The sequence below is a fragment of the Ktedonospora formicarum genome (assembly GCF_016587355.1).
Lineage (GTDB): Bacteria > Chloroflexota > Ktedonobacteria > Ktedonobacterales > Ktedonobacteraceae > Ktedonobacter > Ktedonobacter formicarum.
The window spans coordinates 2,393,674-2,419,780 of record NZ_BNJF01000001.1 but is presented as its reverse complement, the minus strand read 5'-3'; the positions used below and the strand labels follow the sequence as shown (position 1 = coordinate 2,419,780).

22 protein-coding genes are annotated in these 26,107 nt (G+C 51.6%); 12 read left to right on the top strand and 10 right to left on the bottom strand.

The window, feature by feature from the left end:
• Positions 1–152 precede the first annotated feature (152 nt).
• The 3 genes from hemE (K3T82_RS10360) (at position 153) to hemH (ending at position 3,423) form a co-directional block, all read left to right on the top strand.
• A complete protein-coding gene (gene hemE / locus K3T82_RS10360) occupies positions 153–1,226 on the top strand; it encodes a uroporphyrinogen decarboxylase (protein ID WP_220193398.1) in 1,074 nt (357 codons plus the stop codon).
• A 20-nt stretch (positions 1,227–1,246) separates the two neighbouring features.
• Positions 1,247–2,317 carry a uroporphyrinogen decarboxylase gene (gene hemE / locus K3T82_RS10355; protein ID WP_220193397.1) on the top strand — a complete coding sequence of 357 codons (1,071 nt, stop codon included), beginning with the start codon at positions 1,247–1,249 and terminating at the stop codon, positions 2,315–2,317.
• Positions 2,318–2,475: 158 nt separating this feature from the next.
• Positions 2,476–3,423, top strand: coding sequence for a ferrochelatase (gene hemH, locus K3T82_RS10350; RefSeq protein ID WP_220193396.1), 948 nt, complete (start codon positions 2,476–2,478; stop codon positions 3,421–3,423).
• 91 nt (positions 3,424–3,514) lie between these two features.
• On the opposite strand, the gene K3T82_RS10345 is transcribed toward hemH, so the two are convergent.
• Both K3T82_RS10345 and K3T82_RS10340 read right to left on the bottom strand, forming a co-directional pair.
• The gene (locus K3T82_RS10345) at positions 3,515–7,645 is read right to left on the bottom strand and encodes a tetratricopeptide repeat protein (RefSeq protein ID WP_220193395.1); all 4,131 of its coding nucleotides are present in this window, start codon (positions 7,643–7,645) and stop codon (positions 3,515–3,517) included.
• 598 nt (positions 7,646–8,243) lie between these two features.
• Positions 8,244–8,738 carry a YajQ family cyclic di-GMP-binding protein gene (locus K3T82_RS10340; RefSeq protein ID WP_220193394.1) on the bottom strand — a complete coding sequence of 165 codons (495 nt, stop codon included), beginning with the start codon at positions 8,736–8,738 and terminating at the stop codon, positions 8,244–8,246.
• A 712-nt stretch (positions 8,739–9,450) separates the two neighbouring features.
• Here K3T82_RS10340 and K3T82_RS10335 point away from each other — a divergent pair.
• Positions 9,451–9,780, top strand: coding sequence for a hypothetical protein (locus K3T82_RS10335; RefSeq protein ID WP_220193393.1), 330 nt, complete (start codon positions 9,451–9,453; stop codon positions 9,778–9,780).
• Positions 9,781–9,868: 88 nt separating this feature from the next.
• Here K3T82_RS10335 and K3T82_RS10330 read toward each other — a convergent pair whose 3' ends face one another.
• The 4 genes from K3T82_RS10330 to K3T82_RS10315 all read right to left on the bottom strand — a co-directional run bounded on the left by K3T82_RS10330 (position 9,869) and on the right by K3T82_RS10315 (position 13,163).
• Positions 9,869–11,062 (bottom strand): LolA family protein, encoded by a 1,194-nt coding sequence (locus K3T82_RS10330; protein ID WP_220193392.1) that lies wholly within the window; start codon positions 11,060–11,062, stop codon positions 9,869–9,871.
• Positions 11,063–11,307: 245 nt separating this feature from the next.
• On the bottom strand, positions 11,308–11,745 hold the full coding sequence (locus K3T82_RS10325) for a FixH family protein (protein ID WP_220193391.1): 438 nt from the start codon (positions 11,743–11,745) through the stop codon (positions 11,308–11,310).
• The gene (locus K3T82_RS10320; protein ID WP_220193390.1) at positions 11,742–12,569 is read right to left on the bottom strand and encodes a QcrA and Rieske domain-containing protein; all 828 of its coding nucleotides are present in this window, start codon (positions 12,567–12,569) and stop codon (positions 11,742–11,744) included. The genes K3T82_RS10325 and K3T82_RS10320 overlap by 4 nt, the downstream gene beginning before the upstream one ends.
• 27 nt (positions 12,570–12,596) lie before the next feature.
• Positions 12,597–13,163 carry an RNA polymerase sigma factor gene (locus tag K3T82_RS10315; RefSeq protein WP_220193389.1) on the bottom strand — a complete coding sequence of 189 codons (567 nt, stop codon included), beginning with the start codon at positions 13,161–13,163 and terminating at the stop codon, positions 12,597–12,599.
• 347 nt (positions 13,164–13,510) lie between these two features.
• Between K3T82_RS10315 and K3T82_RS10310 the strand changes: the two genes are divergently transcribed.
• On the top strand, positions 13,511–13,933 hold the full coding sequence (locus K3T82_RS10310) for a glutamyl-tRNA reductase (RefSeq protein WP_220193388.1): 423 nt from the start codon (positions 13,511–13,513) through the stop codon (positions 13,931–13,933).
• A 67-nt stretch (positions 13,934–14,000) separates the two neighbouring features.
• Positions 14,001–14,906, top strand: coding sequence for a 4-hydroxy-3-methylbut-2-enyl diphosphate reductase (locus tag K3T82_RS10305; protein WP_220193387.1), 906 nt, complete (start codon positions 14,001–14,003; stop codon positions 14,904–14,906).
• A 122-nt stretch (positions 14,907–15,028) separates the two neighbouring features.
• Here the strand turns inward: K3T82_RS10305 and K3T82_RS10300 are convergent, their stop codons facing one another.
• Positions 15,029–15,913 (bottom strand): nucleoside hydrolase, encoded by an 885-nt coding sequence (locus K3T82_RS10300; protein ID WP_220193386.1) that lies wholly within the window; start codon positions 15,911–15,913, stop codon positions 15,029–15,031.
• Positions 15,914–16,149: 236 nt separating this feature from the next.
• On the opposite strand from K3T82_RS10300, the gene K3T82_RS10295 reads away from it, so the two are divergent.
• From K3T82_RS10295 to K3T82_RS47595, 3 genes are all read left to right on the top strand, one after another.
• On the top strand, positions 16,150–17,094 hold the full coding sequence (locus tag K3T82_RS10295) for a ribose-phosphate diphosphokinase (protein ID WP_220193385.1): 945 nt from the start codon (positions 16,150–16,152) through the stop codon (positions 17,092–17,094).
• 521 nt (positions 17,095–17,615) lie between these two features.
• A complete protein-coding gene (locus K3T82_RS47600; RefSeq protein WP_236031087.1) occupies positions 17,616–17,936 on the top strand; it encodes an alpha/beta fold hydrolase in 321 nt (106 codons plus the stop codon).
• A 65-nt stretch (positions 17,937–18,001) separates the two neighbouring features.
• Positions 18,002–18,466, top strand: a complete 465-nt coding sequence (locus tag K3T82_RS47595) for an alpha/beta fold hydrolase (protein WP_236031085.1) — start codon at positions 18,002–18,004, stop codon at positions 18,464–18,466.
• A gap of 60 nt (positions 18,467–18,526) precedes the next feature.
• On the opposite strand, the gene K3T82_RS10285 is transcribed toward K3T82_RS47595, so the two are convergent.
• The 3 genes from K3T82_RS10285 to K3T82_RS10275 all read right to left on the bottom strand — a co-directional run bounded on the left by K3T82_RS10285 (position 18,527) and on the right by K3T82_RS10275 (position 21,625).
• Positions 18,527–19,624 carry a lipid II:glycine glycyltransferase FemX gene (locus K3T82_RS10285; RefSeq protein ID WP_220193384.1) on the bottom strand — a complete coding sequence of 366 codons (1,098 nt, stop codon included), beginning with the start codon at positions 19,622–19,624 and terminating at the stop codon, positions 18,527–18,529.
• 181 nt (positions 19,625–19,805) lie between these two features.
• Entirely contained in the window at positions 19,806–21,044 is a 1,239-nt protein-coding gene (locus tag K3T82_RS10280) for a lipid II:glycine glycyltransferase FemX (protein ID WP_220193383.1), read from the bottom strand.
• Positions 21,045–21,052: 8 nt separating this feature from the next.
• Complete coding sequence (locus K3T82_RS10275; RefSeq protein ID WP_220193382.1) at positions 21,053–21,625, bottom strand: GNAT family N-acetyltransferase; 573 nt, start codon at positions 21,623–21,625, stop codon at positions 21,053–21,055.
• A 257-nt stretch (positions 21,626–21,882) separates the two neighbouring features.
• On the opposite strand from K3T82_RS10275, the gene K3T82_RS10270 reads away from it, so the two are divergent.
• From K3T82_RS10270 to K3T82_RS10260, 3 genes are all read left to right on the top strand, one after another.
• Positions 21,883–22,542 (top strand): hypothetical protein, encoded by a 660-nt coding sequence (locus tag K3T82_RS10270; RefSeq protein WP_220193381.1) that lies wholly within the window; start codon positions 21,883–21,885, stop codon positions 22,540–22,542.
• A 14-nt stretch (positions 22,543–22,556) separates the two neighbouring features.
• Positions 22,557–24,308: an AAA family ATPase gene (locus K3T82_RS10265; protein WP_220193380.1), complete on the top strand. Its 1,752-nt coding sequence runs from the start codon at positions 22,557–22,559 to the stop codon at positions 24,306–24,308.
• Positions 24,309–24,553: 245 nt separating this feature from the next.
• Positions 24,554–26,095 (top strand): ArnT family glycosyltransferase, encoded by a 1,542-nt coding sequence (locus K3T82_RS10260; protein ID WP_220193379.1) that lies wholly within the window; start codon positions 24,554–24,556, stop codon positions 26,093–26,095.
• The last annotated feature ends 12 nt before the right edge of the window (positions 26,096–26,107 follow it).

The following is a 26,107-nucleotide window of genomic DNA, read 5'->3' as shown; positions in this document are numbered from 1 at the left end:
GGACGTAACTGCGCGAGGGCGTAGGGAACCGTACACCCTAATGAGGTTTGATTCGAAAACCAATGTTGCTGTTGTGACTGGGCTGATACGCTCAGGCTTTCGGATAAGTGGAGCCGACCCATCAGCCTGTTGAATAAGGAAGAACATACGTAATGCAGCAAGATATATCGTCTTTGACGACCCTTCCTCCCCATAGTGGGCTGGCTCGTTTCCTCGACGCCTGCCATCATAGACAGCCCGATGCTACTCCGGTCTGGTTTATGCGCCAGGCAGGGCGCTGTCTCCCTGAATATCGCGCTCTGCGTCAGCAATATGACATGTTGACGATGGTGAAGACGCCAGAGCTAAGCACAGAAGTAACCTTGATGCCAGTCAAGACGTTTGGTGTCGATGCCGCTATAATCTACTCCGATATCCTCATTCCTCTGGAGGCGATGGGACTCTCGTTTGAGATTCGCCATGAAGTGGGCCCGATCATTCATCAACCTATTCGTAGCCAGCAAGATATCGAAGCCTTGCGCGTCCCTTCGGGGGCCGAGATCGCACCTTATATGATGCAGGCGATTCAGATGGTGAGGCGTGAGGTAAAGAATAAGCAGGCTGTGATCGGCTTCGCCGGCGCTCCCTTTACCCTGGCCTGCTACATGATTGAAGGTCGCCCCTCGCGCGATTATCGCAATGCCAAGGCGCTCATGTATGGTCAGCCAGAGCTCTGGAACGCGCTGATGGAGAAGGTGACGAGCGTGACCATTAACTATTTGTTAGAGCAGGTGCAGACCGGTGTTGATGCGATTCAGCTCTTCGATAGCTGGGTCGGCTCGCTCAGTCCCAGTGTTTACCAGCGTTTTGTGCAGCCATATGTCCAGCGCATCTTTACCGCCGTTAAAGAGACAGGCACGCCCGCAATCCACTTTGGCACAGGCACAAGTGCCCTGCTGGAAGCATTGACAGAGGCGGGAGGCGATATTATTGGCCTGGATTGGCAGGTTGAGCTTGATGAGGGCTGGAAGCGAGTTGGCTTTGAGCATGGCGTGCAGGGCAATCTTGATCCAACACTCTTACTGACCGAATGGCCTGTTATACAGAAAGCTATGCGCGACGTTCTGAAGCGTGCTGACAACCGCCCCGGACATATTTTTAATCTTGGACATGGAGTTCCTGCTCCTACCAATCCAGACCTCCTGCGTCAGCTTGCTGAGGCCGTTCACGCTGAGACTCAGCGCTAGAAAGAGGAGCCACAAAGCTTATGCAAGATGTAACAGAGAAATTTATCTATCCAGAGCATACAGGCGTAGCACGCTTTATGGCTGCCTGTGAGCGCCGGGAAACGGACGCGACTCCGGTCTGGTTTATGCGCCAGGGAGGGAGCAGTTTCCCAGCCTATCGCGAGATCCTGGCGAAATATGATGTCATGACAATCGCCAAGACGCCAGAACTCAGTTCTAGTGTGGCTCTCATTCCCGTCAATGAGCTAGGGGTGGATGCTGCAGTTCTCTATGCGGACATTATGCTCCCTGTTGAAGAGATGGGAATTGAATTGCATCTAGAGCCAAATATTGGCCCTATTATCCATAATCCTATTCGCAGCTTGCGCGACGTCGAGTCTTTGCGCCTTCCTGGTACCGATGAGGTAACTCCTTTTGTGATGGGTGGCATTCGTCTGTTGCGTCAGGAATTGGAAGGCAAGCGAGCTGTGATTGGTATCGCGGGCGCTCCCTTTACCCTGGCCTGCTATATGATTGAAGGTCGTCCCTCGCGCGATTATCATACCGCTAAGGCGTTGATGTATAGTCAGCCAGAAATCTGGCATCAGCTTATGGATAAGATTTCAACGGTGATTGCTGGCTATCTAGTGGCGCAGGTTCGCGCGGGCGTCAACGCGGTACAGGTCTTTGATAGCTGGATTGGCTCGATTAGCCCAAGCACATACCGGGAGTATGTGCTGCCCTATACTCAGCGTGTCTTCTCGGCGGTGAAACTGGCTGGTGCGCCTGCAATTCACTTTGGAACGGGCACCAGTTCCCTGCTGGGCGTCATGGCCGAGGCTGGCGGCGACGTGATGAGTGTCGATTGGCGCGTTGATCTGGATATAGCCTGGAAACAGATTGGCTATGAGCGCGGCTTGCAAGGTAATCTTGATCCCACTCTGATGCTAACTGAGTGGCCTGTCATTGAAGAGGCCGCGCGTGATGTGTTACGTCGTGCCAACAACCGACCCGGCCACATCTTCAACTTTGGACATGCTATGCCAATTGGGTCTGATCCAGACCTCCTGCGCCGTCTTGTGGACACTGTTCACGAACTTACTCAGAGATAGATAAGCCCTATCAAGCTTAAAGTAGCGTTACTAAGTGGCTGTGAGCGTTCTTGCTAGATACCAGGGAAGTTAGAGTTGGGTAAGGGATGAGCTATACACTGCAAGTAAACGCGAGTTGCCAATAGTGTATTATAAAGAAACATTGAAGGAATACAACAATGGTAGAAAGAAAAGTCGGCGCCATGCTGATGACCTATGGGTCACCGTCCTCTCTGGACGAGGTGCCCGAATATATGCGCAATGTGCGAGGTGGACGTGAGCCGGAGCCTGATCTGGTAGTCGAGTTTCGCCGTCGCTATGACCTTATTGGTGGCTCGCCTCTAGTGCGTATCACGCGCGAGCAGGCTGCCGCTGTGCAAGAAGAGCTTAATGGCGGCAATGATGGAACGAGTTATCGCGTGACGGCTGGAATGCGCTTCTCACACCCATTTATTTCGGAAGTTATGCCAGAAACTGCTTCTGATGTCGATACTGTTGTAGGTATCGTGATGTCGCCGCAGTTTTCACCTATCATCATGGGCGGCTATGTGCGCACTGTCGAAGAGGCTGCTTCGAAGCTAAATCGATCTGACCTGAAAGTTCGGGTCGCGGGAGATTGGCATTTGCAGCCCTTCTTCATTGAGGCCCTTGCCGAGCGTGTGAGTCAGGCGCTAGATGAGAAATTTGTCCCCGAAGATCGTGACCAGGTTCCGGTTCTTCTGACAGCACACAGTATGCCTAAGCGCGTGATTGAGAACGAGCCTGACTATATTAATACCTTGAAAGAGACGGCGGCGGCGGTAGCGCGGAAGGCCGGGCTCGCGGATGACCGCTGGATGTTCTGTTACCAGAGTGCTGGGCATACGCCCGAAGAGTGGTTGAAGCCCGATTTTGCCGACATCATGCCGGAGTTAGAGGCTGCCGGGCGCAAGCATGTATTGATCGCGCCTGTGCAGTTCCTGGCGGACCACCTGGAAATTCTCTATGATATCGAGGTTGGCGCGCGTGAGCAGGCTGAAGAGCACAACATCCACTTTGCACGCACCGAGTCGCTCAATACTTCGCCTCTCTTTATTAAAGCATTGGCGCAAGTCGTTCGGGATACTGTTGCGGATGCAGATCGATAAAGCAAACGCCCTTCTCACGTCTAAAAGGGAGGGAGAGGTTCACATTATATGAATCTCTCCCTCCCTTTGTGTATTTTGTATCTAAACGTGGCTAGCGCATGCGAAGTTCCTGAAGCGTTGCCAGGCGTTCGCGGGCTACGGAACTACCTGGGTTGATCTTCGCCAGGTTGCGATAGACGCGACTTGCCTGTTCATACTCACCAACCGTCTGATAGGTCTGACCAAGCATATCATAGGCTTCATAATTGTTGCGGTCAATCGTGATGAGCTGTTGAAGCGCGGCGACCGCTTCCTTGACCTGCTGGGTCTCGAAGTAGTGACGCGCGATTAACTCCTGGTATTTCGCTGCCTCATGGGGACGTCCCACGCGGAAGCAGAAGCCAACAACCTCGCGGAGCAGATCCATTGCATGAGGATTCAGCTCCGCTGCTCGGCATAGGGATGCCAGGGCCTCGTCACTATTCCCCATCTCATCATAGATATTACCAATGCGTTGCAGCGTTGCCGCAGCCTCTTCAGTATTGTTCCGTCTGAGGTAAACATCGACGAGCAGGCGTAACTCAGCAATACCTTCATCGAGTAAGCCACGATTGATATAGATATCAGCCAGTTCCTCATGTGCTCGGGGTTCCTGAGGAACAGCGCGGACCATTTCATTCAGTACCTTGAGCGCGTTGTCGATCTGGCGACTCTGGCGATAGTGGCGTACAAGGTCCATATATTCTTGGACTGCCATTGAGGGATCGGGGCGGCGCATGGAAATCTCTTCCAACGTCGAAGCGACCTCGTCTTGACCTGCTCGTGACTGCTTCACCTGGCGCATGATGGCATCCATTTGGTCGACGCGACCTGTGCGCCCATAGGTCTTAGCGAGCAAGAGTGAGAGCTCGACTTCGGGAGCCTTATGTTCTTCACCCTCTTCGCGAGGCCTTGCGGCCCAGGTTGCGGGGTCCATCGCAGTTGAAGAACGTTTCACAGCCTGGAGGGCTTGATCCAACTGCTGGATTGCCGCTTCAGGCTTACCCTGCCGGAGGTAGCAGTGCGCGGAACCAACGCGTGCCAGCACCTCTACCGCGCTATCGCGACTAGCAAGTGTATAGGAGTCAAGCGCCTGATCAAACAGTCCACACTGTTGGTAAAGCTGACCGAGCGCGTAGTGAACGTCGGCATTATTAGGATAGATATCGGCTGCCTGTGTGTACTCGCGTATCACGGCGTCGGCCTGCTTTTGACCCTCGCCACGTAGCTGCCAGCGAATACGGTTCAGGACCTCAAGAGTGTTAGAGCGCGCAGCCCCGATATGAGTGATCTGTGCGACGTGCCAGCGTACCAGGGCTGTGATGTTGCGTGGATCGACCTGGAGTACCCGCTGGTACTCGGCTACGGCCTGCTGTGAGCGCCCAAGTTTTTGCAAGGCTAGAGCGTAGTTCAGGCGTGTCGAGACACTGGTGGGGCTCTCCTGGAGTGCCTGCTCTAATTCCGTCAAGGCACGATCCATATAGCCCAGGCGTAGATAGGATTCTGCCGCGAGAGTGCGCTCGCGCAGTAGATCCTCTTTGTTGCCCTGGGATGAGAGCATGTTAATCAGGCGCATGCGATATGTCAGGTTATTTGGGTCCAGCTGTAGGATGCGCCGATAGGTCGCGATGGCATCCTCAATACGTCCATTGACGACGTAGGTATCAACCAGAATACCGTACTTGGTGATTGCCTGCTCTACCATGCCCTGGCGCACATAGATCTCGCAAAGGACCTGATGAACATCCAGGTATTGGGGAGCCATGTCGATGACCCTGAGACATGCCTCGGTCGCCGGGGTGAGCAAGCCATGATTGATGTAGTTCTGGATATCCTGCATCGCGCGCACGACCTGGGGGCGAACGCTCTCTGGAAGTGTCGCTGTGCTGGCAATGACAGCATCGGCAGCCTGCATATTCTGGTTGCCTGCCATCTGGCTCAAAAGCTCTTCTGTGCTTTGCTTACGCTCAGGAGCGACGGCTTGATGCTCGGCGGAAGAGTTGCTTCCTGGTAGCATCAGGCTCATCTGGTCAGGTGGCACAGGCGCGCTTATTGATGGGGGAGGTGTCCCCAACGCCTGTAGCATCTGTTGCGCGCTTGGCAAGGCTGGCGCGGCAGCCTGGGGGGCAGGAGCCGGAACAGCCTGCTGCATCGCGGCTAGCTGATCGGCAGCGGTGGGCATTGGAGCCTGTGGCTGCATCGGCTGCGGTATTTGAGTGGGAGCCTCGGGCATGACTGGAGGCATCGTGGGTTGCTGCTGTTGCGGCAATGGCTGCGATGGCGCCTGTTGCGGTTGCTGCTGTTGCGGCAATGGCTGCGATGGCGCCTGTTGCGGTTGTTGAAGCTGCGCTAATCTCTCCGCACTCGACATTGTTTCAGGTGGCAACACGCGCGTCTCATTGGGCTTAGCCCCGTCTGTTAGCCAGGATGAAGAGGATTGCTGCGGTGGCATTTGCTGTTGCTGCTGCATTTGCTGCGGTGGCATTTGCTGTTGCTGCTGCATTTGCTGTTGAGGAGCCTGTGGTGGCGGTGGCAACGGCTGCGATGGAACCTGTGGCGCATCATTCTCACTGATAATGCCTGTTAGCCAGTCTGGAAGCTCGCCTCCCATACTTTGTTGCATAGGGGCATTAGGCATAGGAGGCTGCTGTGCCGGTTGCTGCATCGGCTGCTGCTGTGCCGGTGGTGTATTCATGCCAGGCGTGATGTTCGAGGTATTGAACATCATTGTAGACGCTTCCGAGATTGTTTGTGGTGTTGGCCCTGCCTGCTGCTGTGGTGGCATTTGTGGCTGTTGCTGAGGAGCTGCTGGCGGTGGTGTTAACGGGCGACTCTGTGGTGGTGCGCTCTGTGCTTGCTGAAGCATGAACTCGACCTGCGCGACTTTGTCGTTCCAACCACGGCTGCGAAGGAAACCAAGTAGCGCATTATAGACTGTGAGGGCTTGCTCCTGCTCGCCAAGGAGGCGATGGGCCTCAGCGGCCTCCTGACAAAGCTGAACCAGTTGATCGGACTCTTCAACTGTTAGCGCGTCCAGGTTGACACGGTCTACAGCCTCATCGAAATGGACGGTGGCTGTCCGTAAATCTCCGCGTGCGCGATAGCATTGCCCAAGCGCATAGTAGCAGGAGAGCGCGTAATCAGCGTCGTTCAAAAGCATTTGGAACTGATTGATTGCGTCATCCCAGCGTTGCTGTTCTTGATAGAGCCAGCCGAGAAAGTAACGAGCGTCCGGTCTATCGAAGCCGCTCTCTAAGATTTGCTCACAGAGGTCGATAGCATCATTGAAACGACCCTGGTCTTGAAAGATCTGGGCCTGCTTCAAAACCCCTGTGACCTGGTTGGCTGTAATACGATTGCGAGGCGTGCCCCCAGGTCCGTTGAGTACCTGAGATGAGTCAGGACTCATCCCACCGAAGTTTCCCGCGCTACCCATGTTACCCATGATGCCAGTGTTACCTCCGCTGATATTACCCGCTGAAACGGTATCATTTAAAAAGTTGTCGGACATATTTGCTTGAGCGTTACGCGCTTGTGCGTGTGTGTCAGAGGGAGCTGGCATGACCTCTGACGACGTTGGAGTCGGTTTCCCAGGGGAAACCCCCTGTGGTTCCGGTCCATTCATGATATAGGTGAGCAATTGCGACGCCTGGACATTGGAGCCATCGGCTCGTAACACTTCCTCACACTGTACACGTGCCGCATTCAGGTCGTTCTGCTGCATAAATCCCTGAGCGGCTGCCAGACGTTGCTGAATCATGGCTGCGATATCTTTTTTCTCAAAGTAGTAGCCAGCCAAACGCTCGTGAGGCTCGGGGCGACCGGGCGAGAGTTGAATTGCTTTCTGCCATGCCGCTTCCGCGCGTGCGCCTTGCCCTGCCTGTGAATAAAGGTCGGCCAGATGCAAATAGGCGTGATAGGCATCCTGACGCCGATTGAGTATCCCGTACAGTTCTGCGGTCTTGCTTAATGCAATGACATTGCTCGGGTCGCGCTCAAGCGCGAATGTATATTCATCGAGTGCCTTTTGCCACTGCTTCATCTGCATGTAGCAGAATCCTAGCCCACTACGTGCAGTCGCATCTTCTGGGAACTCCGTGAGTGCTTTCTGATATTCGTGTAATGCCGCACCCCACTGGCTGTCCCAGCGGTAACGGTCAGCGGCATTTACAGCTGCGCTAAAGGCTTGTTGGTTCCCAGGCATAAAATCAACTTTCTCAATCGAGAGAACTATACACCCTTCTTTGATGGCCAGGAAGGCGGCGAAATGCGTCTGGCTTTGCCTAATCAAAAATTAGCGTACTACAAATATCCCACCTGGACACTTATTTTGGTACTAAAGTACTCTAGGCAGAACCAGGGAAGAAAACGCGCGTTCGCCTGTATGCTTTACAGGGGACATAAGGCCCTATAAGCGACTCCAGGTATTGATTGGGGGATATAAACGTACCCTCCTCTTACCTGAGGTTCTTCTTACTAGCAGGTCAGTTCTCCAGGTGGTTCTCTCATGATTGCCTTTTTCGCCTGGATAGAACCTCATAAGTCTCCTTCTGGCTTAGCAAGGGAAACGCAAAGTTTGTTCCCTTCTTGTTTCCCTGCTTCTAGAAGTAAACGTTATGTACGTGCCTGTTTGGCGTTGGTGTGGTTGGTCTTTTGTAATGCGTATGCTTCAATGTGCATCGTGATGTATTACTTAGGTCTTCTACGCAAACCAACCCTCATGTGAGGGGGCTAATTGGAAGGAGCCTGGCAGAGCCCACCAGCATGACTAGTATAGACGTGCTCAGGTTCTCGTAGAAGAGTTAACCACGATAATTGATGTATTGCAGAGGGACTGGGAGGTCTTTCTCTTTCAGGAGCGTGATGACGGCCTGAAGTTCGTCGCGGCTCTTGGCGGAAACGCGAACCGCATCTCCCTGAATCTGAGCTTTGACCTTGGGATACTTGTCGCGAATCGATTTTGTAATCGATTTGGCAAGTTCTTGTGAAATCCCCTGCTGTAGTTCAATGCTCTGGCGTACACGCCCTCCCGCTGCCTCCTCCTCTTTGCCAGGCTTGAAGATTTTCAATGAGAGGCCACGACGTACCGCTTTAGATTCGAGGATGTCGCGTACACCTTTTAGGGTTAGGGTACTCTCTGTATTGATAAGGATGGTGTCGTTGTTTTGTGTAATCTCAGTCTTGGTATCTTTCAGATCATAGCGCGTCTGTATCTCACGCCGCGCCTGATCAAGCGCGTTTACGAGTTCTTGCTCGTCATACTGCGAGACGATATCAAATGAGCTTTCTGCCGCCATGAAGGTCCTCTCTATCAAGTGACATATTAGTCACGCTAGAACGTTTGTAATGTATGGTTTTTCGGCTTCTTTCTCAGGTTGAGGAAGTGGTTGGTGTTTACAAAATAGAGCCTGACATTCAGGCATGTGAGATATGTTTTCATGTGGCATTGTAAACCATTTCGCCGATCATTGCCACTCTATCCCCCAACTGGGACATCGATTTTCTTTTTGTTTCATTGTGTTTCTTCGGGCTGTTTGAGACGTCAGACTGCTTTTATGCTCTGTTACCCACTGATGCATACACATGTAGAGAATAATCTTGGGCTATTCTCTCAGTGGTTTTAGCTAGCTAGCCTGGGTCAGACATGGTTTCTCCCGGCGCGTGGCAAGCGCATTCTCTTAAAGCAAGACCGTCTGCTTGATGAATTAAGGTAATTACTTAACCTTTTTATAGTACTTTTGTCTTTTGGTGGTAGTGTCCATATCTACTTGTGGTCGACCCCTTTTCTGAGGGGAAATAAATGCTTGCACAACATTGTGAGCGGTTTTAATGCTTGCTAAATTGCTGAAAAGTGGAGAGAAATGCTTAATCGATACTGAGAATGATGCTGCTTGCACCCTTGCTTGTATTTGCCCAACGGTAATGCTAGAGTCAAAGTATGAGGTGTATGTTCCTCGCTGGTCGATATTAGTTCCTTTGCAGCTGGTTGAAAGGTAGTTCTGTGCCATAATGGCGAAGCATATAAGGACGAGATTACTCCCCCAAGAGGGCGATCCCTCACCTGCGGCGGTGACGATCTCACAGTTTTGGGGCGGCAGCGAGATAGAGACCGAAGAGCAGGCGCGAAAATTCGAGCTTCTGAGGCTAGCCTTTTTTCTTGTGAAGCTACGTAAACTGGAAGAAACACAGGCTCAACCTTTGGCTCTGGAGAGAGATGAAGAGTTGGCTTTTCGTGGTAATCTGCTGCGGCATGTTATATTTCAGCAAGTCATTACCCTAACAAACCTGAACGCACGCCAGCAGGCACTACAACTTATTGCTGCCTATCGCCATGGGTAGAGTGCTGTCTGTATTGATATTAAAGAATGTTCGTAACTAGGCAAGGCCTCTTGCTATGTTAAGGCGCCCTGTGAGTTCCGGAAGATGCTTATATCAATAGTTGGGCAATACCTGTGGCTTGCTCTTGTGTTAGTGATCCTATAATACGTATGCCGATCCCCTTTTCTGTCCAAGAGAGGCTGAAGATGCCATTGGTCTGGGCAAAGGTGGCCTTGATTCCACGCAGGTCAACACTTTGTCCTGGTATGCCTGTCAGGTTCGCGAGTGGCTTGCCTTGCGAAATTATGAATGTCTGATTGCCTTTCATATAGTTGAGAGAATAGATGGTGTTCTGGGGCGTTCCCAAGACTGTGACACCATTCAGGCTATATTCACTGTGATCTCCAGAAATGCTCAACAAGTGATAACCAGACTGCTTCTGAGCCTGCCCCAGGGTTAGTGTATCTCCATTGCTGTTTGTTGTGTTGGGAAGCAACTCTTCTTTAACACCCATTGGTGGCGAGAAGCGAAATTTGTCTGCGCCAATAGATATGTTGAGGCTGAGTGTGTCAAAGTTCAGGCTTACTGGACCAATGCCTGAGAGATTCAAGTCCATGCGCAATGGTTGCTCGCTATCCCTTTCAAGATAAAGCTCTCCCTGGTAATCCAGGCCTCCTGTAGGAGTGTTGGATTGGTTACTACTTCCCTGTGGCACAATGTGAAGCTGGTACGTTTCTCTCCCATTAATGCTGGCGTTATTCTTAACAAGCGTGCCATCGCTGGTGCTGAAAACTGAGAGAAGGGTATTGAGTAGTAACTGTACCTGCCCTCGTCCCGGGATAGTTAAAATGGAGCTTGTTTGCTGGGCTGGTCCCACATAAGCGATTTTCTGAGTGGGATCATATTGCCATAGTTTTTGTCCATCGCTGACGGTTAGGCTTCCCGTTGTGACCTGGGGAAGAGTTGAGGAGGTCACCTCGTTGCGACTCTTGCCGGGACTGGCGCTCCATTGCTGTAGTTTGATTGTGCCTGCAATCGCCTGCCCTTTGAGAGTAAGTGTAAAGTTCCCCTGTAGTGTTTTCGCTGTGTTAAGGCGTTGCGAGACTCTGTCTAACAACTGCTGACCCTGGTTCGTGGTTGTTGTTGCTGTTGGGGTGGTATCGAGGTTTGTGGGTTGTATACGCGCGCTCACATTGGCCTCTGTCGATGATGCAAGCGCACAGCTTCCCAGAATTCCTCCTGCTATGCTGATGAGTACGCAAAATGCGATAAAATGATAGAAAGAATGGCGGTGGCTAAACATTATCTATCCCTAAAAAGGTTGTGACTCCTTGCGTAACCGTAGGTGTAGAGGAGTCGTGAGCTGTTAAAAAGGTTATATAGCGAATTGCCTCATTTATTATAGCGCATATGATGGAGATGAGGCATGCCTATCAATGCTCGTGGTCAGGTGCTACACGTGAGCTTTAGCTTGTCACTTCCGCAGGAAACGCTTGGAGTGCCGGTTCAGGAAGATATCAGCTGATAGAACGAACGATTAACGAGAGGTTACCTTGAAGCTTGTGTTCTGAGTTGGTGATCCGGGGCCTCTATACGCACTTGAAGGAGCCAGGAGCCACTCATGGAAAACTGAAAGTTAGTGGTGTAAGTGCCATTTTTTTGCAATTTTGCCTCGGCCTGATTGGGACTCATATTCATCTCTGGCATCTCGCCTGATATAGAGACATGTGCATTGGTTAGTAATTGCTGTGTTCCGCTACGCACAACCTGGATAATGATAGTTGCTGGCGTGTTGATGGAGGGCGGGTTGGGGTTGACCTGGAGCGTGATTTCGTAGGGGCCAGCCTGCTGCTTCTGGATTTGTGCGCTAGCCTCGTGGGGCGCGTCTTCATAGTTGGAGATAAAAGTTCCGAACAACGCTGTCAGCACAAGGAAGCCGATACCCAATGCGAGTATCAGCATATTTCGACGTAGATGTGGCTTCATGTAGTTGCCCCACTCCGTGGTACTTTGACATAAATCTGATTATCCTGGATACGTGTTTCCAGACGCGGTAGCGCTGTGAGATACATGACTGGACCCTGCATCGGTTCGCCGTACTTGCTGAAGAGCCCACCGTGGCAGGGGCAGGCAAAACAACGCTCATCGCTATCCCATTGTACCAGGCATCCCATATGCGGACAAGTTGCCATAACCGCGACAACTTCTCCTGTTTTCTCGGCTCCATCATCCTGGTCGCGAAGCACAACGTAGCCCGCAAAGGCATGGGTTTCAAAGCGCACCGCGCCTGCACCTACCTCATTCAGGTTGGCGACACGCTCCCAGCGTGATGGAACTGTATCAGGAACAACCTGCGTAGTGTAGTAGTCCTGATGGCTCGTTCTCTGTATCTGATTTTCCGCTAGCTCTTCATTCTGTTTATGTACCACATCAGCGCTTAAGACGGCTCCTACCGTAAAGGAGGCTGCGGCAACCGCTCCATTTGTGAGGAAGGAACGTCGTGAGAGATTTGTCCTTTGAGCAGCGAAGTCACGTGTCAAAAGTGCCTGTTGCTCATGCCTGGAAGCGTAAATTTCAGTATGCTGCTCCAATTGAGTTCGAAGCTGTTGGCGTAAGTCATCGACAAAATCGGGGTCAGGTTCGACATGCTGAGTAGTAATGGAGCGAAAGAGAGAGAACACTCTTGCGATAGGATGCAGCTCCGGCGCTAACTCGCGGGGAGGCTGCGATATCTGCTCCTTATGGAGTGCTTCTATATAGTTCTCAAGCTCATCATATTCAGCATGTAGTTCCTGGTCCTCATCTGACATGTCTCACACTCCAGATACATGGCATAGCTATCCTTGCTCGGCCAGGACGTTTTCAAGTTCAGCCGCGCGTTTGAGAGCGCGAAACTGAAGGACTTTGACGTTGGCTTCACTCAGGCTCATTTTTTGTGCCGTCTCCTTAATGGAGAGGTTTAAGAGAAAACGCGCGATAAGTACATCACGATAATTGTTTGGGAGAGCATTCAGAATATGCTGTACGCGCTCGGATTGTTGGGTTGTGGCTATGATGTCTGAGACCTGCTCTTCTTTCTCCGATGGGCCCTCCCAACCGGCTTCCAGCAATGCATCAAGAGAACTAGTGGAGACGCGATAATAGTTTCGCCAGTAGTCTGCCAGAGTTGTCTGAGCGATGCGAAAGAGCCATTTTTGGATGCTCTGAGGTGTTCGTGCCTCATCTAGACCGTGCACAGCCTTCATAAAAGTTTGCGCGGTCAGGTCTTCCGCCTCTTCCCTGTTGCCTACCTTACTATACATATACCGGTAGATCGAACTGACATGATCCTCATAAAACTGTTGCAGCACTACAGTCGCATTCCGTACGCCAGGCTGCGATGCACCTTCTTTTCGCTGGTCCATAGCGAATGCCCTGTTCTGCTTCGATGTGTATAACTACGTTAGGAGTTACAGAGGGGGCGTACCTCTAATGTGAGTATAGAAACTTCGTCCAAAAAGGGATGGCGCACCTCGATATTATGCCTTTATGGGGAAGAAAAAGGTGCCAGGCTTTTGTTGTGAGTAATCAGGTGGTAGTGTATGTGGCAAATAAGGTATTCACCTGATAGCTGTTGGACGCCATTTGCTATAGTATAAAGGTATAAGTTTTATAGAGCGCTCATTCGCAGAGATATCGATGGAGTATAAGGATTGCCCCTTGATACAAGAAGGTATTTGGCTGTGTAACCAGGGTAGAGGAGCACTGTTTTATGTATGATATTGCACCAGAGGTGGTGACTATCGCTGAGGCTTGCCTGGGTGGGCTGCGAGGTCGGTCTGCGCTATTAATTGGCCCTGACGAGCGACGTGGCCCTTACGCCTATCTCTTGCGTAATGCTCAGATGCGGCAAGTTTACCAAGAAGATACACCGCTGCATATCGTCTCTCTGCTCCCAACTGTTGAGTTACTCATTAGCCTTCCATCGCCCGATGGTTCTGGATCTCGTTTTCAGCTAAGCGCAGCAGCACTGGCGACGGCATGTGATGGTCGTCGTAATCCCCTGGTAATATTCGATCTCTCGCCAACCGCTTCAGTAGAAGAACTGGCGGGATTGCTTCCAGCTGTTTGTCTCTATACGCCTGACGATTTGCGACGAATATTAATAAGAAACAGAGAGATGAAGGCTTCTTGATCCATATCGTATACTCAAGTTGTCTTATAGATATGCGTTGATGTTTTATCGGTAAAAAAGGACAGCGATGGAAGTTATAAAAATCTCCCCTCGGGGCTATTGTTATGGAGTCGTTGATGCGCTTAAAGTCGCTGATAAGGCGGCTAAAGATAGTACACTCCCTCGCCCTATTCACATCATTGGGCAAATCATCCATAACCGGCATGCTATTGAAGACCTTTCCAGCAAAGGCGTGATTACGATTGATGGTCCAGATCGCCTGTCTATTCTTGAGCAGGTGAAGGAAGGTACTGTAATCTTTACTGCGCATGGTGTCTCACCAGCCGTGAAGCAGCGAGCCCAGGAGCGTGGACTCTATTGCATCGATGCGACATGTCCTGATGTAACAGTTACACATGATCTGGTGAAGGATCTGGTCGCAAAGGGATACTATGTTATCTATATTGGCAAGAAGGGGCATCCAGAGCCAGAAGGTGTCATTGGTGAGGTTCCGGGGCATATCAGTCTGGTGGAGGTGGAAGCCGATGTCGATGTTTTGCAATTGACCGAAGAGCAGCAGCAGAAATTAGCGGTTTCAACGCAAACGACCCTCTCTCTCTGGGATACCCATCGCGTCATCAAGCATATTAAGGAGAAATATCCTCAGACAGAAGTCTATGTCGATATCTGCCGAGCGACGCAGACGCGCCAGGAGGCGGTCGCGGAGCAGGCGAGAGGCGCGGATTTGACCGTTGTCGTTGGTGATCCACGTAGTAATAATACCAACCGCCTTGTCCAGGTTTCACAGGAGAAGGCAGGAGTACCAGCGGTCCGTATTGAGGATCTCTCACAATTGGATACAAACTTGCTTAGAGGCAAGAAAAAGATTGCGGTAACGGCAGGGGCTTCGACACCAAGCCAGATCACTCGCGCCGTGATTCGCTTCCTCGAAGAATATCAGCCTGAAGAAGCAGAACAAACATCGAATATCTAGCCTCGCAAATTTTCTCCTTAAGAGTTCTGGTGTGTGAGGATGTCGGTATTCTATATCAGCCATTCTCATACACTAGCATCGAAGATCTCCAAAGCCCACTGCGCTGAGAAACTATGCTACACTTATGAAAAGACGCTGAAGAAGCGCTCAAAGAAAAGGTGTACATTGACGTTAGATGCCACCTGATGGCGTGGTTGCTGCGTTCTGCGGTCTAGCTCCGTTTTGCCTAACGTAATATCATCTCTTAATTCCACATGTACAGTACCAGGTGTAAAATCGCAGAGATGCTCATCAAAGATCGTAGTCGCGGCCAACGGATCATGAAAGATGATACTTTCTTGATGCTGAAACCATACCTCGGCGAAGTCGCGTACAGGCCTCAGTAAAGGTGCTGTACAGCGCGCGCGAAACTCGGCGGCGGGCATACGCAGTTGCTCAGTGATCTCTAACCCAATCGACCGATGAATAGGAACATTGGCGCGATAGACAATAGCGGCGGCATATGGGTCGTTGAGTACATTCCACTCCCGTCCTGGTGGCTCAAATTGCCCGCTCATCAAGATGAGGCCTTTCAGCAATTGAGGAATATCAGGTTGACTGGCAAAGAGAAGCGCGATGTTTGTGAGGGGACCAATGCCGAGCAAGAAGATCTCGCCAGGATAAGCTCGAATAGTATGATTGAGAAATGCGATGGCTTGGCCGCGTGGGAAATCGGTATCATGTTTCCAATTGGTGAGCGCGACCGCTTGAGTGGCTTGTGGCTGGCGTATAGGGGTTAGTAAGGGTCGATCAACGCCAGGATAGATAGGAATATCCTGCGCCGCGATTGTACAGAGGCTACTCGCGATCATTGCGCGCTGATATGGCTCCCCTGTCACAGTGGTAATTCCTAACAGGTCACATTGAGACTGGGCAAGCAAGTAGGCCAGGCAGACAGCATCATCAATATTGTTTCCAATGTCGGTATCCAGGATGACTTTAATACGACTTGCAGAGGGTGAAGCCATGATATATTGCTGCCTCCTTCGCTGTCTGATTCATATGCCTAATCCATTATAGCGGGCTAAGACTAGCTAAATGAGTTGGCGGGCTGATAAGAGTTTTTGGTATAATCCTAGCTGAACCACTGCCATGACATATGCTTCGTTTGTTTTCAGCAATCTCTCGGTGCTCAAGCGTTGTAAAGATTCCTGGAGCATGACGAAGTATCTATAGAAGCAAGAGGGACTAAAGAGTTATAACCATGCGTGAAATCACTATTTTCAGCGGGAGCGCTCATGTTGAGCTAGCGCGCGAAATATGCCACTATTTAGAGGTGCCCCTATCCCCAACAACTATCCGGCGTTTTGGCAATGACTGTTTACATGTGCAGCTGAATGCGAATTGTCGTGAGAGCGATGTCTTTCTCATCCAGCCTCTTGTTCCTCCGGTGCAGGATAACCTGATGGAACTCTTGCTGATGCTTGATGCCGCGAGGGGCTCATCAGCTGCGCGTACAACCGCAGTCATTCCTTACTATGCATACGCTCGCTCGGATAAGAAGGATACCTCTCGTATCTCTATCGCTGGGCGTCTGGTTGCCGACTTGCTAGCGACTGCGGGTGCGAATCGGGTGCTGGTTATGACATTACATGCCGCGCAGGTACATGGTTTCTTTAGTGTGCCGACGGACCACCTGAATGCGTTGAATGTGCTGGCGCAGCATTTCCGTAATCGCGACCTGAGTAATTCTATTGTCGTATCGCCTGACCTGGGGAACGCCAAGTCAGCTTCTCACTTCGCGCGCCTGCTTAAATTGCCTGTCGCGGCCGGTAGCAAGCGCCGTCTCGATGATAATCATGTCATTATCGATACTATTGTCGGTGATGTTGAGAACAAGGACGTGATCGTCATTGACGATGAGATCGCGAATGGCGGCACAATTATCGAAATCCTTGAGCGCTTGCGGGAGCGTAACGTACGCCGGATCTCGGTTGCTTGCACACATGGGATCTTTAGTGGCAAGGCCATCGAACGTCTGAGCCAGCAGACCGATATCGATGAAATTGTGGCGACGAATACCGTTCCTATTCCCGAAGAGAAACGCTTACCCAATATGACGGTTCTCTCTATCGCTCCTCTCGTCTCTGAGACTATCCGCCGTATCCATAATGGCGAATCTGTGAGCAGCCTGTTCGCTGACCTCTAGAAAAAACTGAAATGGGGTGTTAGGATTGGTGCAGTTCTGTGCCAATCCTAACACCCCATTTTCAACGGGTAATATACGTACGCAGGCGCTGCGATTTTTCATTCGGTAGGGGATAAGGATTGAGCAATGAGCCTGTGCTGACCTCACTCCTCTCAAGAAGAAAGCATAGATGCGCATCGAAGTTATCACGGCAACTTCGATAATTGCACTTACTTGTCTGATTCAGGCTCTCTGTGATATGCTGATTATCTGGTGTGCATGCGAATGCGCTGTTTTTTATGAGAAAGGAGGGCACAAAGATGGGAAAGTATATACAACATATGGATATGTCCGCTGGAACCAGGCTGTGTGCCTTCTCCTTTGATATTGGTTTTCTCCCTTACGCTTAGCGCTGTATGCCTGAGCGAGTTCCGCATCCTGGTTTACCTCCGACTCGACAATCCTCCACAATTTATGAAGTATCTTTTGGGGACCTTTGGTTTGTTTGTAATATCTCTCATTTCTACTAATAGGAGCTTAACGTGCAAGAATTGTCAATACGAGAGGCAGGTCTTCTCCAGGCGCAGGACGCGCCGCTGTATTATGAAGTCGCGGGACCAGATGAACCAGAGAGCGAATTGCCAGTGCTGTTTCTCCACGCGGGGATCGCGGATCGTCGCATGTGGGATGACCAGTTCGCAGCATTAGGGTCGCGTTATCGCCTGGTGCGCTATGATTTACGCGGCTTTGGCAAGTCGACCTTTCCTTCGGCGCGCTTCGCGAACTTTGAGGACCCTGCCTTGCTTCTGAGCTATTTGAATATCCCTAGAGCGCATATTGTCGCAGCCTCTTTTGGGGGCTAGTCGCGCTTGATTTTGCTCTTAGTTACCCCGATCTGGTTGCCTCGCTCACGCTTGTGAATCCCAGCGTGAGTGGTCTTCAGCCGTCTGCTGAAGTAGTGCGCTTTGGCGAGGAGGAAGGCGCGTTGTTGGAGAAGGGAGACATTGAAGGAGCGACGGAACTCAATCTGCGCATGTGGGTTGATGGCCCCTTACGCGTAGCGCAGGATGTAAATGCGACCGTACGTCAACAGGTGTATGAGATGCAGTTCCAGGCGTTTAAGATAGAGGAACCAGAGGAAGCTGAGTTGGTGAAGCTTGATCCTCCCGCCAGTGAGCGCCTGAGCGAGATTGTCGCGCCAACACTAGCGATTTTTGGCGAGTTGGACTGGCCTGAGCGCTTTAATATTGTTTCGCTGCTAGCGGGAGCCATGCCGAATGCTCAAGCATTGACACTTGCGGGCGGCGCGCACATGGTGAGCATGGAACAGCCTGGAGAGTTCAACCGCCTGCTGCTGGAGTTCTGGCGCTCGCTTGAGCAAGCTGGGGAGTAGGCCCAAATTTCTGTAAAGATAGTCAGGCTGCTCATGAAGCAAGCAGCCTGACTATCTTTATTATGCCTTGACGGGTGTTTTCTCGCTGGCTTGCTTCTGCTCGCGAGCCGCCTCAGTGGCTTTCTTGAACTGGCGCTCGTCTCGCCAGTGCTTAAAGTCGAGCAGAGTACGGTATGCCTGATAGACGAGGGGGTTGTAGACCATATCCTGAGTTGGGAAGAAGCGGAGAGGATAACCACCGAAGCCCCGCTTAAACTGGTAGACTCCCCAGAGCTCCTGACCCTCTTCGAGTAGATCAGGAATGCCCCGGAAGTTATAGTACTTACAGCCCTTCGATTTGGCCCATTGCATGCTCGTCCATTGTAGCAGGTGGTTGGGCATGAGGTTGCGCTGCTCGTTAGAGGAAGCCCCGTACATATACCAGCTCCACTCGCCTATCCAGGCAATGATGGTGCCCGCGATAGGTTTGCCCTCATATTCAGCCAGGAAGAGAGCTACATGGTCGCCATCTTTGTAGAGCTCAAGGAAGCGTTGATAGAAGTTTTTGTCGTTGATATGGAAGGTATCACGCTCACTGGTAGTCTCATAGATCTTGTAGAACTTCTCCAGATCTTCTTTTGTTTCGCCGCGACGGATGGTGATACCCTTGCGTCCAGCCAGGCGGATATTATAGCGCCACTTCTCTTTCATTTGCGCGAGAATGCTCTTCTCATCCTGGCTGATGTCGAGTACCCATTCATGGCGGATGTGCATGTGGTGAGGATTGGTACGGAAGCCGTAGCGCTGCATAGCACTGTGCCATTCACGATTATCATCGGCGACACTCGGCTCTACCTTCAGCATAAACGCGCCACGTTTGCGCGCCTCCGCTTTGACGAAGTTGAGCAGAATGACCAGGGCAGGTGAGTGTGGGTCATCTACGACGGGGCCACGTGGAGAATAGAGATAGGTTTGCCTGATAGCAGGCGCGCGCGAAACGGTGACAAGCATCCCTGCGCACAGCTTGCCCGCGTCATCAAGCACGCCGATGCGCAAGATTTCTTGCACTCCGAGCAGAGGCAGTTCGCCCCATTCATAGGATTGAGTGATGTTGCAGCAAGGGGATGACGCGATGAAGTCATTCCACTGCTGGCGATCAGTAATAATGCGGGCTTCCATGAATAAATCCTTTAATTGTCACTCTGCGTAACTCTTTGGGCCAGTAATGCTTCGCGCTAAAGCGCTTCTCAGGGGATGATAAAGTGCTGGTGAAAATTACACAACACTTTATCACCCTGGCTAATCGTGGCATGAGCCTCTGCGAGCCGCCGCAGGTTGTGAGATATCTTCTGAAGACTTACTACGACGATGGCGAAGAGGTCGTGATCTGGTCGGCGTCCTGCTGACCTTTTGCGTTTGTCTGTACTTTTGCCGGAGATGATGATTCTTTAGGCGTGGCTGGTATCTCTCCTGGCGCATCATCCTTCCGCTGGCTCTGGCCTCTGGCGGCGCGCTCAAGCTCAATCTTCTGGCGGGCCTGATGGCGCTTGGCGCGGCGATACTCTACAAGCTTGCGCCAGAGCGTATAGATGACTGGGCGATAGACATAGTCCTGCGTGGGCATGTTCAGGCGCGAGAAGCCCCCAAATCCCTTCTTATACTCATAAACGCCCCACATCTCTTCTCCTGGTTGGAGAATTTCTGGAATGGTGCGGAAGTCAAAATAACTGCAGCCACGCGACTGTGCCCACTGGAAGCAGGTATATTGCAACAGATAGGCTGGTTTGAGGTTGCGTTTCTCGTTAGAGGTTGCGCCAAACATATCCCAGCACCAATCACCAAAGCGGATCAGCATCTTCGCGGCGATAGGGGTTCCCTCATGCTCGGCAATATAAAGAACTGCATCACCCTTGCTGGCGAAGTGACGCAGGATCTCCCGATGATAATCTTTGTTATGGATAAAGAAGGCGTCACGCTCGCTGGTCACCTTAAGGAGTTCATAATAGGCGTCAAAATCGGCCTCGTCGTCGCTGGTGATTTCGCGAATGATCACACCCTTGCGTTTGGCGGAACGCACGTTCTGTCGCCAGGTCATCTTAAATTGCGCGAGCAGTTCTTCATGATTGGGGCGTATATCAAGAACCCAACTTCGGCGACCGTGGACTGCGATGGGATTGGTGCGGAATCCGAGGTTGTTATAAGCGGCAAGCCAGACATGCTCGTTGGGGTCGTCATCGGCGATATTGGGTTCGAGACGGAGCACGACGGCGCGTTCTTTCTTCGCGATCTTATGCGCCTGCTCAATAAGCGCAGGGAGCGCGGGTGAATCGGGGCTCTCCACCGTGGGACCACGTGAGCTATAGAGCCAACTTAGCTTGAGACCGGGAATACGCGTGGGCAGGGGGACGGGATTGACCAGGAGTAGCATGACTCCTATCAAGCGTCCGTTCTCCAGGGCACCCAGGCGATAAATACGGCCTCCAAGATACTTGTTGAGTTCACCCCACTCATACGATTGCAACAGGTGCCCGCGAGGTTGTCGGGTGAGAAAATCATTCCATTGGTCCCGGTCTGTGATTTCCTGGATGGTAAGAGACATAGACTTTCCTATTCTTCTCGCGTTAGCTTCTCTAAAAATTCGTTTCTGAGCAGGCTGTAGACGCGCACATCATGGTAGGTGCCGAAACGGAGGATGACCTGACGCATCGTTCCCTCATGTTTAAAGCCAGCCTTTTCGTCCGCGCGCCATCCACCGACATTCTCTTCCATATCCTGCGTCTGGATACGGTTCAAATTAAGTTCGAGAAAGCCATAGCGCAGCATCAACGTAGTGGCTTCGGTACCGTAGCCTTGGCCCCAGGCAGAGCGATCTAGAATGATGTAGAACTCTGCTGATTGATTGAGCGTATTAATATCTTTCAGCCCAACCAGTCCAATCAGGTTGTTATCGCTCTTAAGCGCTATACCGAAGATGATATGCCCGAAGCTCTTATAGAGATTCTCGATGCGCTCTTTGGCTCGCGTGTCACTGGTTGGATAGACGGAAAACCAGCGACGCACATCGGCATCGTTGAGCCAGGTTGAATAGAGATGGTTATCCTGAGATGGCTCTAGAGGCCGAAGGTAGAGGCGTTCGCCAATAACGAAAGGGTTCTGCATCTGGGTAAGATCGTCAGCCATGTAGACATCCTCCAAAACATACTGCTTCGAGGGCAGTATAGCATAGTGGCTGAAATCGAGGCAATTGAACAGGCGCATATATAGTTCTTTTGTAGCGCTCCCCGCCGTGTGCATTCGTGCGAAGCGGGGAGCGCTTGTCAGATATGCAAATATGTCTCTTGTCTTGCCAAATGGCGTGATGTGGTGTATGGTGTGATATTAAGAGAAGATACGGCTCTCTTGCCAGCGCATATGGCGTTGTGGAGTCAAGGTGGTGGATGATTGGAGGTCGTGATATGCTAGGGAATCCTCCCCCAAAGCAACAATCCTATGTTGATGATGGCAAACCCCAGGAGAAGCCTGTACAGGTTACACCTGGATTCCTGGTGAAGGCTTGCCTGCGTCCCCCTTTAAAACTGTGCTATTATAGCTTACGTTATCTTGGTCAGCATCGGCGAATTGTAGGCCTGAGCCTGCTCCTTTTGCTCATAAGTTTCGTCGTGACATTCAGGTTAACAACTCAGACGTGGCCCCTGAATATTGGGAGCGATTCCTTTCGCCTGCAAACCGATCCGGTTCGTGGGCATGACGTGGGAGATAAGATCAAAGGCTGGCTCTACGCCCTGCGCAAAGGCGATCCAACCGCTTTACAACTCGCCAGTGCTACATTCTCTACACCTCCCGATACCAGTACGCTGGCACAGTACATCGAGAGCTTAAGCGAGACTGATTCACGCCGGTGGGGCGAGATTAAGGTTCTGAGCACTCAGGCGCAGGCTGATACAACTGTCGACTACTTTGTTTCGGTGGATATTACGACGCGTGGGCCCGGCGGTAAGAATAGTGCTGTGGCCTATTTCTATTTTGCCACGGCTCCCGATGAGAGTGGTGAACACTTATTACGCGCGGATTATCTCTTTATGCGTGCGCTTGGCTAGCAGGGAGGTGGATTGTGGTTACGAAACAGCGTCAGCAGCTAAAACAGGAACAGGAGCGTGACCTGGATCGGTCAATTGATGTGGGGCTTACTCAGTTTGGACGTTTTGTGAAGTATCGCTGGCTATGGTTGCTACTTGCGGCCATTTTCGGTTGGTACTTTCTGACTTCTGTATTGCCACAGCTCACGCCTCCTAGCCTGGGCTCACTTTTCCTCTATATTATTCAGGTTGTGTTCGCGATCTTTTATGTCCTCATCCAGTTTGTTGCTATGTTCTGGTTTATGGGGCGTCCCCGTCTGTACTGGGTGATGCCAGGAGAGACCGGCCTGGGTTTTAAAGACTATAAGGGAAATCCCGATGTGTTGGAAGAGGCGCGCCGCATCGTGCGCATTCTGACTGGTATCAAAGAATACCAGGAAATGGGCGGACATCCTGTGCGTGGCCTATTGCTCTCTGGCCCTCCTGGAACTGGCAAGAGCTATCTGGCACAGTGCATCAGCACCGAAGCCGGTGTGCCCTTCGCCTATGCCAGCGCGGCTAGCTTCCGAGGTATGTTCTGGGGCATGGATGTGCTCATGGTCAAGAATCTGTATCGCAAAGCTCGACGCTACGCGCGCGAATTTGGGGCTTGCGTTGTATTCATGGATGAGTTCGATGCTATTGGCATGTCACGTACAGGTGGCGAGGGTTCTGGCGGCTCGCATAGCGGAATGGGTGGACTCTTTGGAGGTGGTAATGGTGGCCTGAACGAACTGCTCATGCAGATGGACCCGCCGCCCATTGAGAATGGCTGGCTGAAGAAGCTCTTACGTGTGCCTGGACTCTATCAGGGAAAGGCCCAGTCTCAGCCTGTGTTGACCATCGGAGCGACGAATGTGCCCCAGGCGCTCGATCCAGCTCTCCTACGTCCGGGGCGCTTTGATCGGCAGATACGTGTGCTACCGCCTACCGACAGATATAGAGGCGAGGTTATTGAGTATTACCTGAATAAGGTACGCCATGATCCCGCTATCTCGCTACCCGCGCTCGTCCAGCGCATGTTTGAGTATACTCCTGTTGCCATCAAGCATGTCATCAATGAGGCTGTGATTATGGCTCACTTCGATGGACGCGATATGGTAGCATATAAGGATATTGCCGCCGCTCAGGATAAACATGAATTCGGTATTCGCCAACTTAGTGATCTGACTCCTATTGAGCGCCGTCGCCTAGCCTATCATGAGGCTGGCCATACCGTGGCCTGCCATTACTTGATGGAGCGCGAGTTTCCCTCATATGTTACTCTGCACCGCCACGACAGCGAGGAAGGTGCCGAAGCCTTTGCGGCGTGGCGCAACAAGGAGACGGTCAAGACCAGGAGCAAGCAAGAGGTGTTGGCTCTCCTCAAGGTCTATCTGGCTTCGCGCGCTGCTGAAGAGTTATTCCTGGATATCAAGCTTAACGGCGTCGCTGGTGATCTCGCGCAGGCAACGACGCTGGCAGGTCTCTATGTTGGAGCCTATGGTATGGATGGGACTTTTGTCTCACATCATAACACGCTTAATATCACGGTACCACGCCTGGCTGAACGCGTAGAAGAGGTGCTACAGCAGCAGTTTCGCGAGGTAAAGCAACTCTTTCAAGAGCACTATGAGGCTGTGATCGCGATTGCGGAGGCCCTGATTGAGCAAGACGAGCTACTTGCCGACGATATCAAGCGCTTAATTGATGAAGCTGATGCGCGTAAGGTTATGGCTAAAATAACTTCAGAAGCCGCTTTGGCCTGAGCACTTGCTCTCCTCTTGTTCTGTCGAGGTGTATCCATATCAGATAAGATGGTGTGCGTCGCTATACCGATGCACACTATCTTATCTCTAAGCAGTGTAGGCACGAAATCACGACTGTGATAAGAGCGTTGGCGAAACCTCTGTACTATTGCTCTAGACAGTTGGTTGATTATTGGCGTGAATTTTGATAGGGTTACAATGATAGTGTTCGATATTGTTGTTCGAAATAGCGAGATGGCTCCTGCATGAATACAAATTTATTTGTTGCTAGCCCTATGTCTTCACGCCTTCAGCGATATGCTAGAACTCTTAGCACCTCAACTCTCTTCTTTGTTCTGGTCTCGCTGGCTATTTTTCTCCTGGCGTTTTTGTTGCGCCTGTATAAACTAGATATTCCTATTGATCGTGATAGCTATGATGAGGGCGTTTACTGGCAAACTCTACGTGCGATGAGTGGGGGCCACGCCCTCTATCAGCAGACATTCTATTCGCAGCCTCCTTTCTTTGTGCTCTCCATCTATCCCTTTTATCTTCTCTTCGGGCAAACACTTTGGGCGGCCCGCGCGGGCATTGCCCTGGTCTCAGTAGTGGGCTTGCTTGGCGCTTATGTGATGGGTTATGCCCTGGCTCGGCGACCCGGCGCGCTGATAGCCTTATTGCTGATGGTCCTTGACCCGCTCTATATGGCTCAATCACAAATCATCCAGGCCGAGGCTCCCTCAGTCGCCTTTATGACGCTCTCTGTAGGGTTTGCTTTTCTCTGGTGGGAGCATCCGAGCGGTCGGAAGGGTTACCTGTTCTCCGCGCTTTGTGCCATCGCGCTCGTCCTTGGCATCCTCGCAAAGCTGTACGCTTTTGCGGCCTTGGCTCCCATTGGTATCCTGATGCTTGCGCATATCTGGCGTGTCTTCCGCCAGCCAGGAGAGAAACGCTTTGTCGCCTTGCTGCCCTTGTTCAGCGCCCTTGGCTTTGCTATACTCACGACGTTAGTGGTTATGGTGCCCTATCTGGGGTCCTGGTCCCAGTTCTGGGATGGCGTTGTAAGTTTTCACGTGGTGGCGGAACATGTGATGGCAGAATCCGCCTCCAAGAATCTCTCGATGTTGAGCCAGTTACGACATTATCCCCTGACCTATGTCGCGCTTGGCGCGTTGTTCTTCGCGGCCTTGCGACGTGATTTGCGTATAGTGGCTCCCCTGGCTTGGTTTATGGTTCTGCTCTTCCTGCTCTGGAGACAGGTACCGCTCTTTGTGCATCATCTGGTCATGTTAGTGCCTCCTATGATTGCGCTGGTTGTCGTTGGGGTTGCTCCTCTGATTGATATGGTACGGAATGCTGAACTAAATGTCTCGCGCCTGGTGCGCTGGACGAGTTGGCTGCTGCTGGTGGCCGTGCTCTTTGCGGCTGCGAGCGATGCTGTTCTGGTACGTCGTGCTTTCCGTGGTTTGCCTGAAGAGACTCCCTTGAGTAAACAGGTGGTTTCAGACCTGCGCGCCAATATTACTCCTGGACGAGAGATAATGACCGACGCGCAATTTCTGGCGGCTCTGGCGGATCGTAGCACGCCTCCCTCGCTCGTTGATACCTCTACAGTACGGATTCAAACGCAGTACTTGACTGAGGATCAGTTGATTCAAGCTGCCAGTCGCCCTGAAGTGCAGGGGATACTCTTCTATACTGGACGCTTGACAAATATTGAGGTTGCGGGTTTCCATACCTGGGTGACGCAGCACTATAAGCTTGTGCGTCGCTATGATAATGGCAAGGAACTTTGGATTAAGATATGATAGTGGTAGAGG

Bases quoted from the DNA above. Each gene is read 5' to 3' on its own strand.
- hemE (WP_220193398.1), top strand. From the start codon at position 153: ATGCAGCAAGATATATCGTCTTTGACGACCCTTCCTCCCCATAGTGGG.
- hemE (WP_220193397.1), top strand. From the start codon at position 1,247: ATGCAAGATGTAACAGAGAAATTTATCTATCCAGAGCATACAGGCGTA.
- hemH (WP_220193396.1), top strand. From the start codon at position 2,476: ATGGTAGAAAGAAAAGTCGGCGCCATGCTGATGACCTATGGGTCACCG.
- K3T82_RS10345 (WP_220193395.1), bottom strand. From the start codon at position 7,645: ATGCCTGGGAACCAACAAGCCTTTAGCGCAGCTGTAAATGCCGCTGAC.
- K3T82_RS10340 (WP_220193394.1), bottom strand. From the start codon at position 8,738: ATGGCGGCAGAAAGCTCATTTGATATCGTCTCGCAGTATGACGAGCAA.
- K3T82_RS10335 (WP_220193393.1), top strand. From the start codon at position 9,451: ATGGCGAAGCATATAAGGACGAGATTACTCCCCCAAGAGGGCGATCCC.
- K3T82_RS10330 (WP_220193392.1), bottom strand. From the start codon at position 11,062: ATGTTTAGCCACCGCCATTCTTTCTATCATTTTATCGCATTTTGCGTA.
- K3T82_RS10325 (WP_220193391.1), bottom strand. From the start codon at position 11,745: ATGAAGCCACATCTACGTCGAAATATGCTGATACTCGCATTGGGTATC.
- K3T82_RS10320 (WP_220193390.1), bottom strand. From the start codon at position 12,569: ATGTCAGATGAGGACCAGGAACTACATGCTGAATATGATGAGCTTGAG.
- K3T82_RS10315 (WP_220193389.1), bottom strand. From the start codon at position 13,163: ATGGACCAGCGAAAAGAAGGTGCATCGCAGCCTGGCGTACGGAATGCG.
- K3T82_RS10310 (WP_220193388.1), top strand. From the start codon at position 13,511: ATGTATGATATTGCACCAGAGGTGGTGACTATCGCTGAGGCTTGCCTG.
- K3T82_RS10305 (WP_220193387.1), top strand. From the start codon at position 14,001: ATGGAAGTTATAAAAATCTCCCCTCGGGGCTATTGTTATGGAGTCGTT.
- K3T82_RS10300 (WP_220193386.1), bottom strand. From the start codon at position 15,913: ATGGCTTCACCCTCTGCAAGTCGTATTAAAGTCATCCTGGATACCGAC.
- K3T82_RS10295 (WP_220193385.1), top strand. From the start codon at position 16,150: ATGCGTGAAATCACTATTTTCAGCGGGAGCGCTCATGTTGAGCTAGCG.
- K3T82_RS10285 (WP_220193384.1), bottom strand. From the start codon at position 19,624: ATGGAAGCCCGCATTATTACTGATCGCCAGCAGTGGAATGACTTCATC.
- K3T82_RS10280 (WP_220193383.1), bottom strand. From the start codon at position 21,044: ATGTCTCTTACCATCCAGGAAATCACAGACCGGGACCAATGGAATGAT.
- K3T82_RS10275 (WP_220193382.1), bottom strand. From the start codon at position 21,625: ATGGCTGACGATCTTACCCAGATGCAGAACCCTTTCGTTATTGGCGAA.
- K3T82_RS10270 (WP_220193381.1), top strand. From the start codon at position 21,883: ATGATTGGAGGTCGTGATATGCTAGGGAATCCTCCCCCAAAGCAACAA.
- K3T82_RS10260 (WP_220193379.1), top strand. From the start codon at position 24,554: ATGAATACAAATTTATTTGTTGCTAGCCCTATGTCTTCACGCCTTCAG.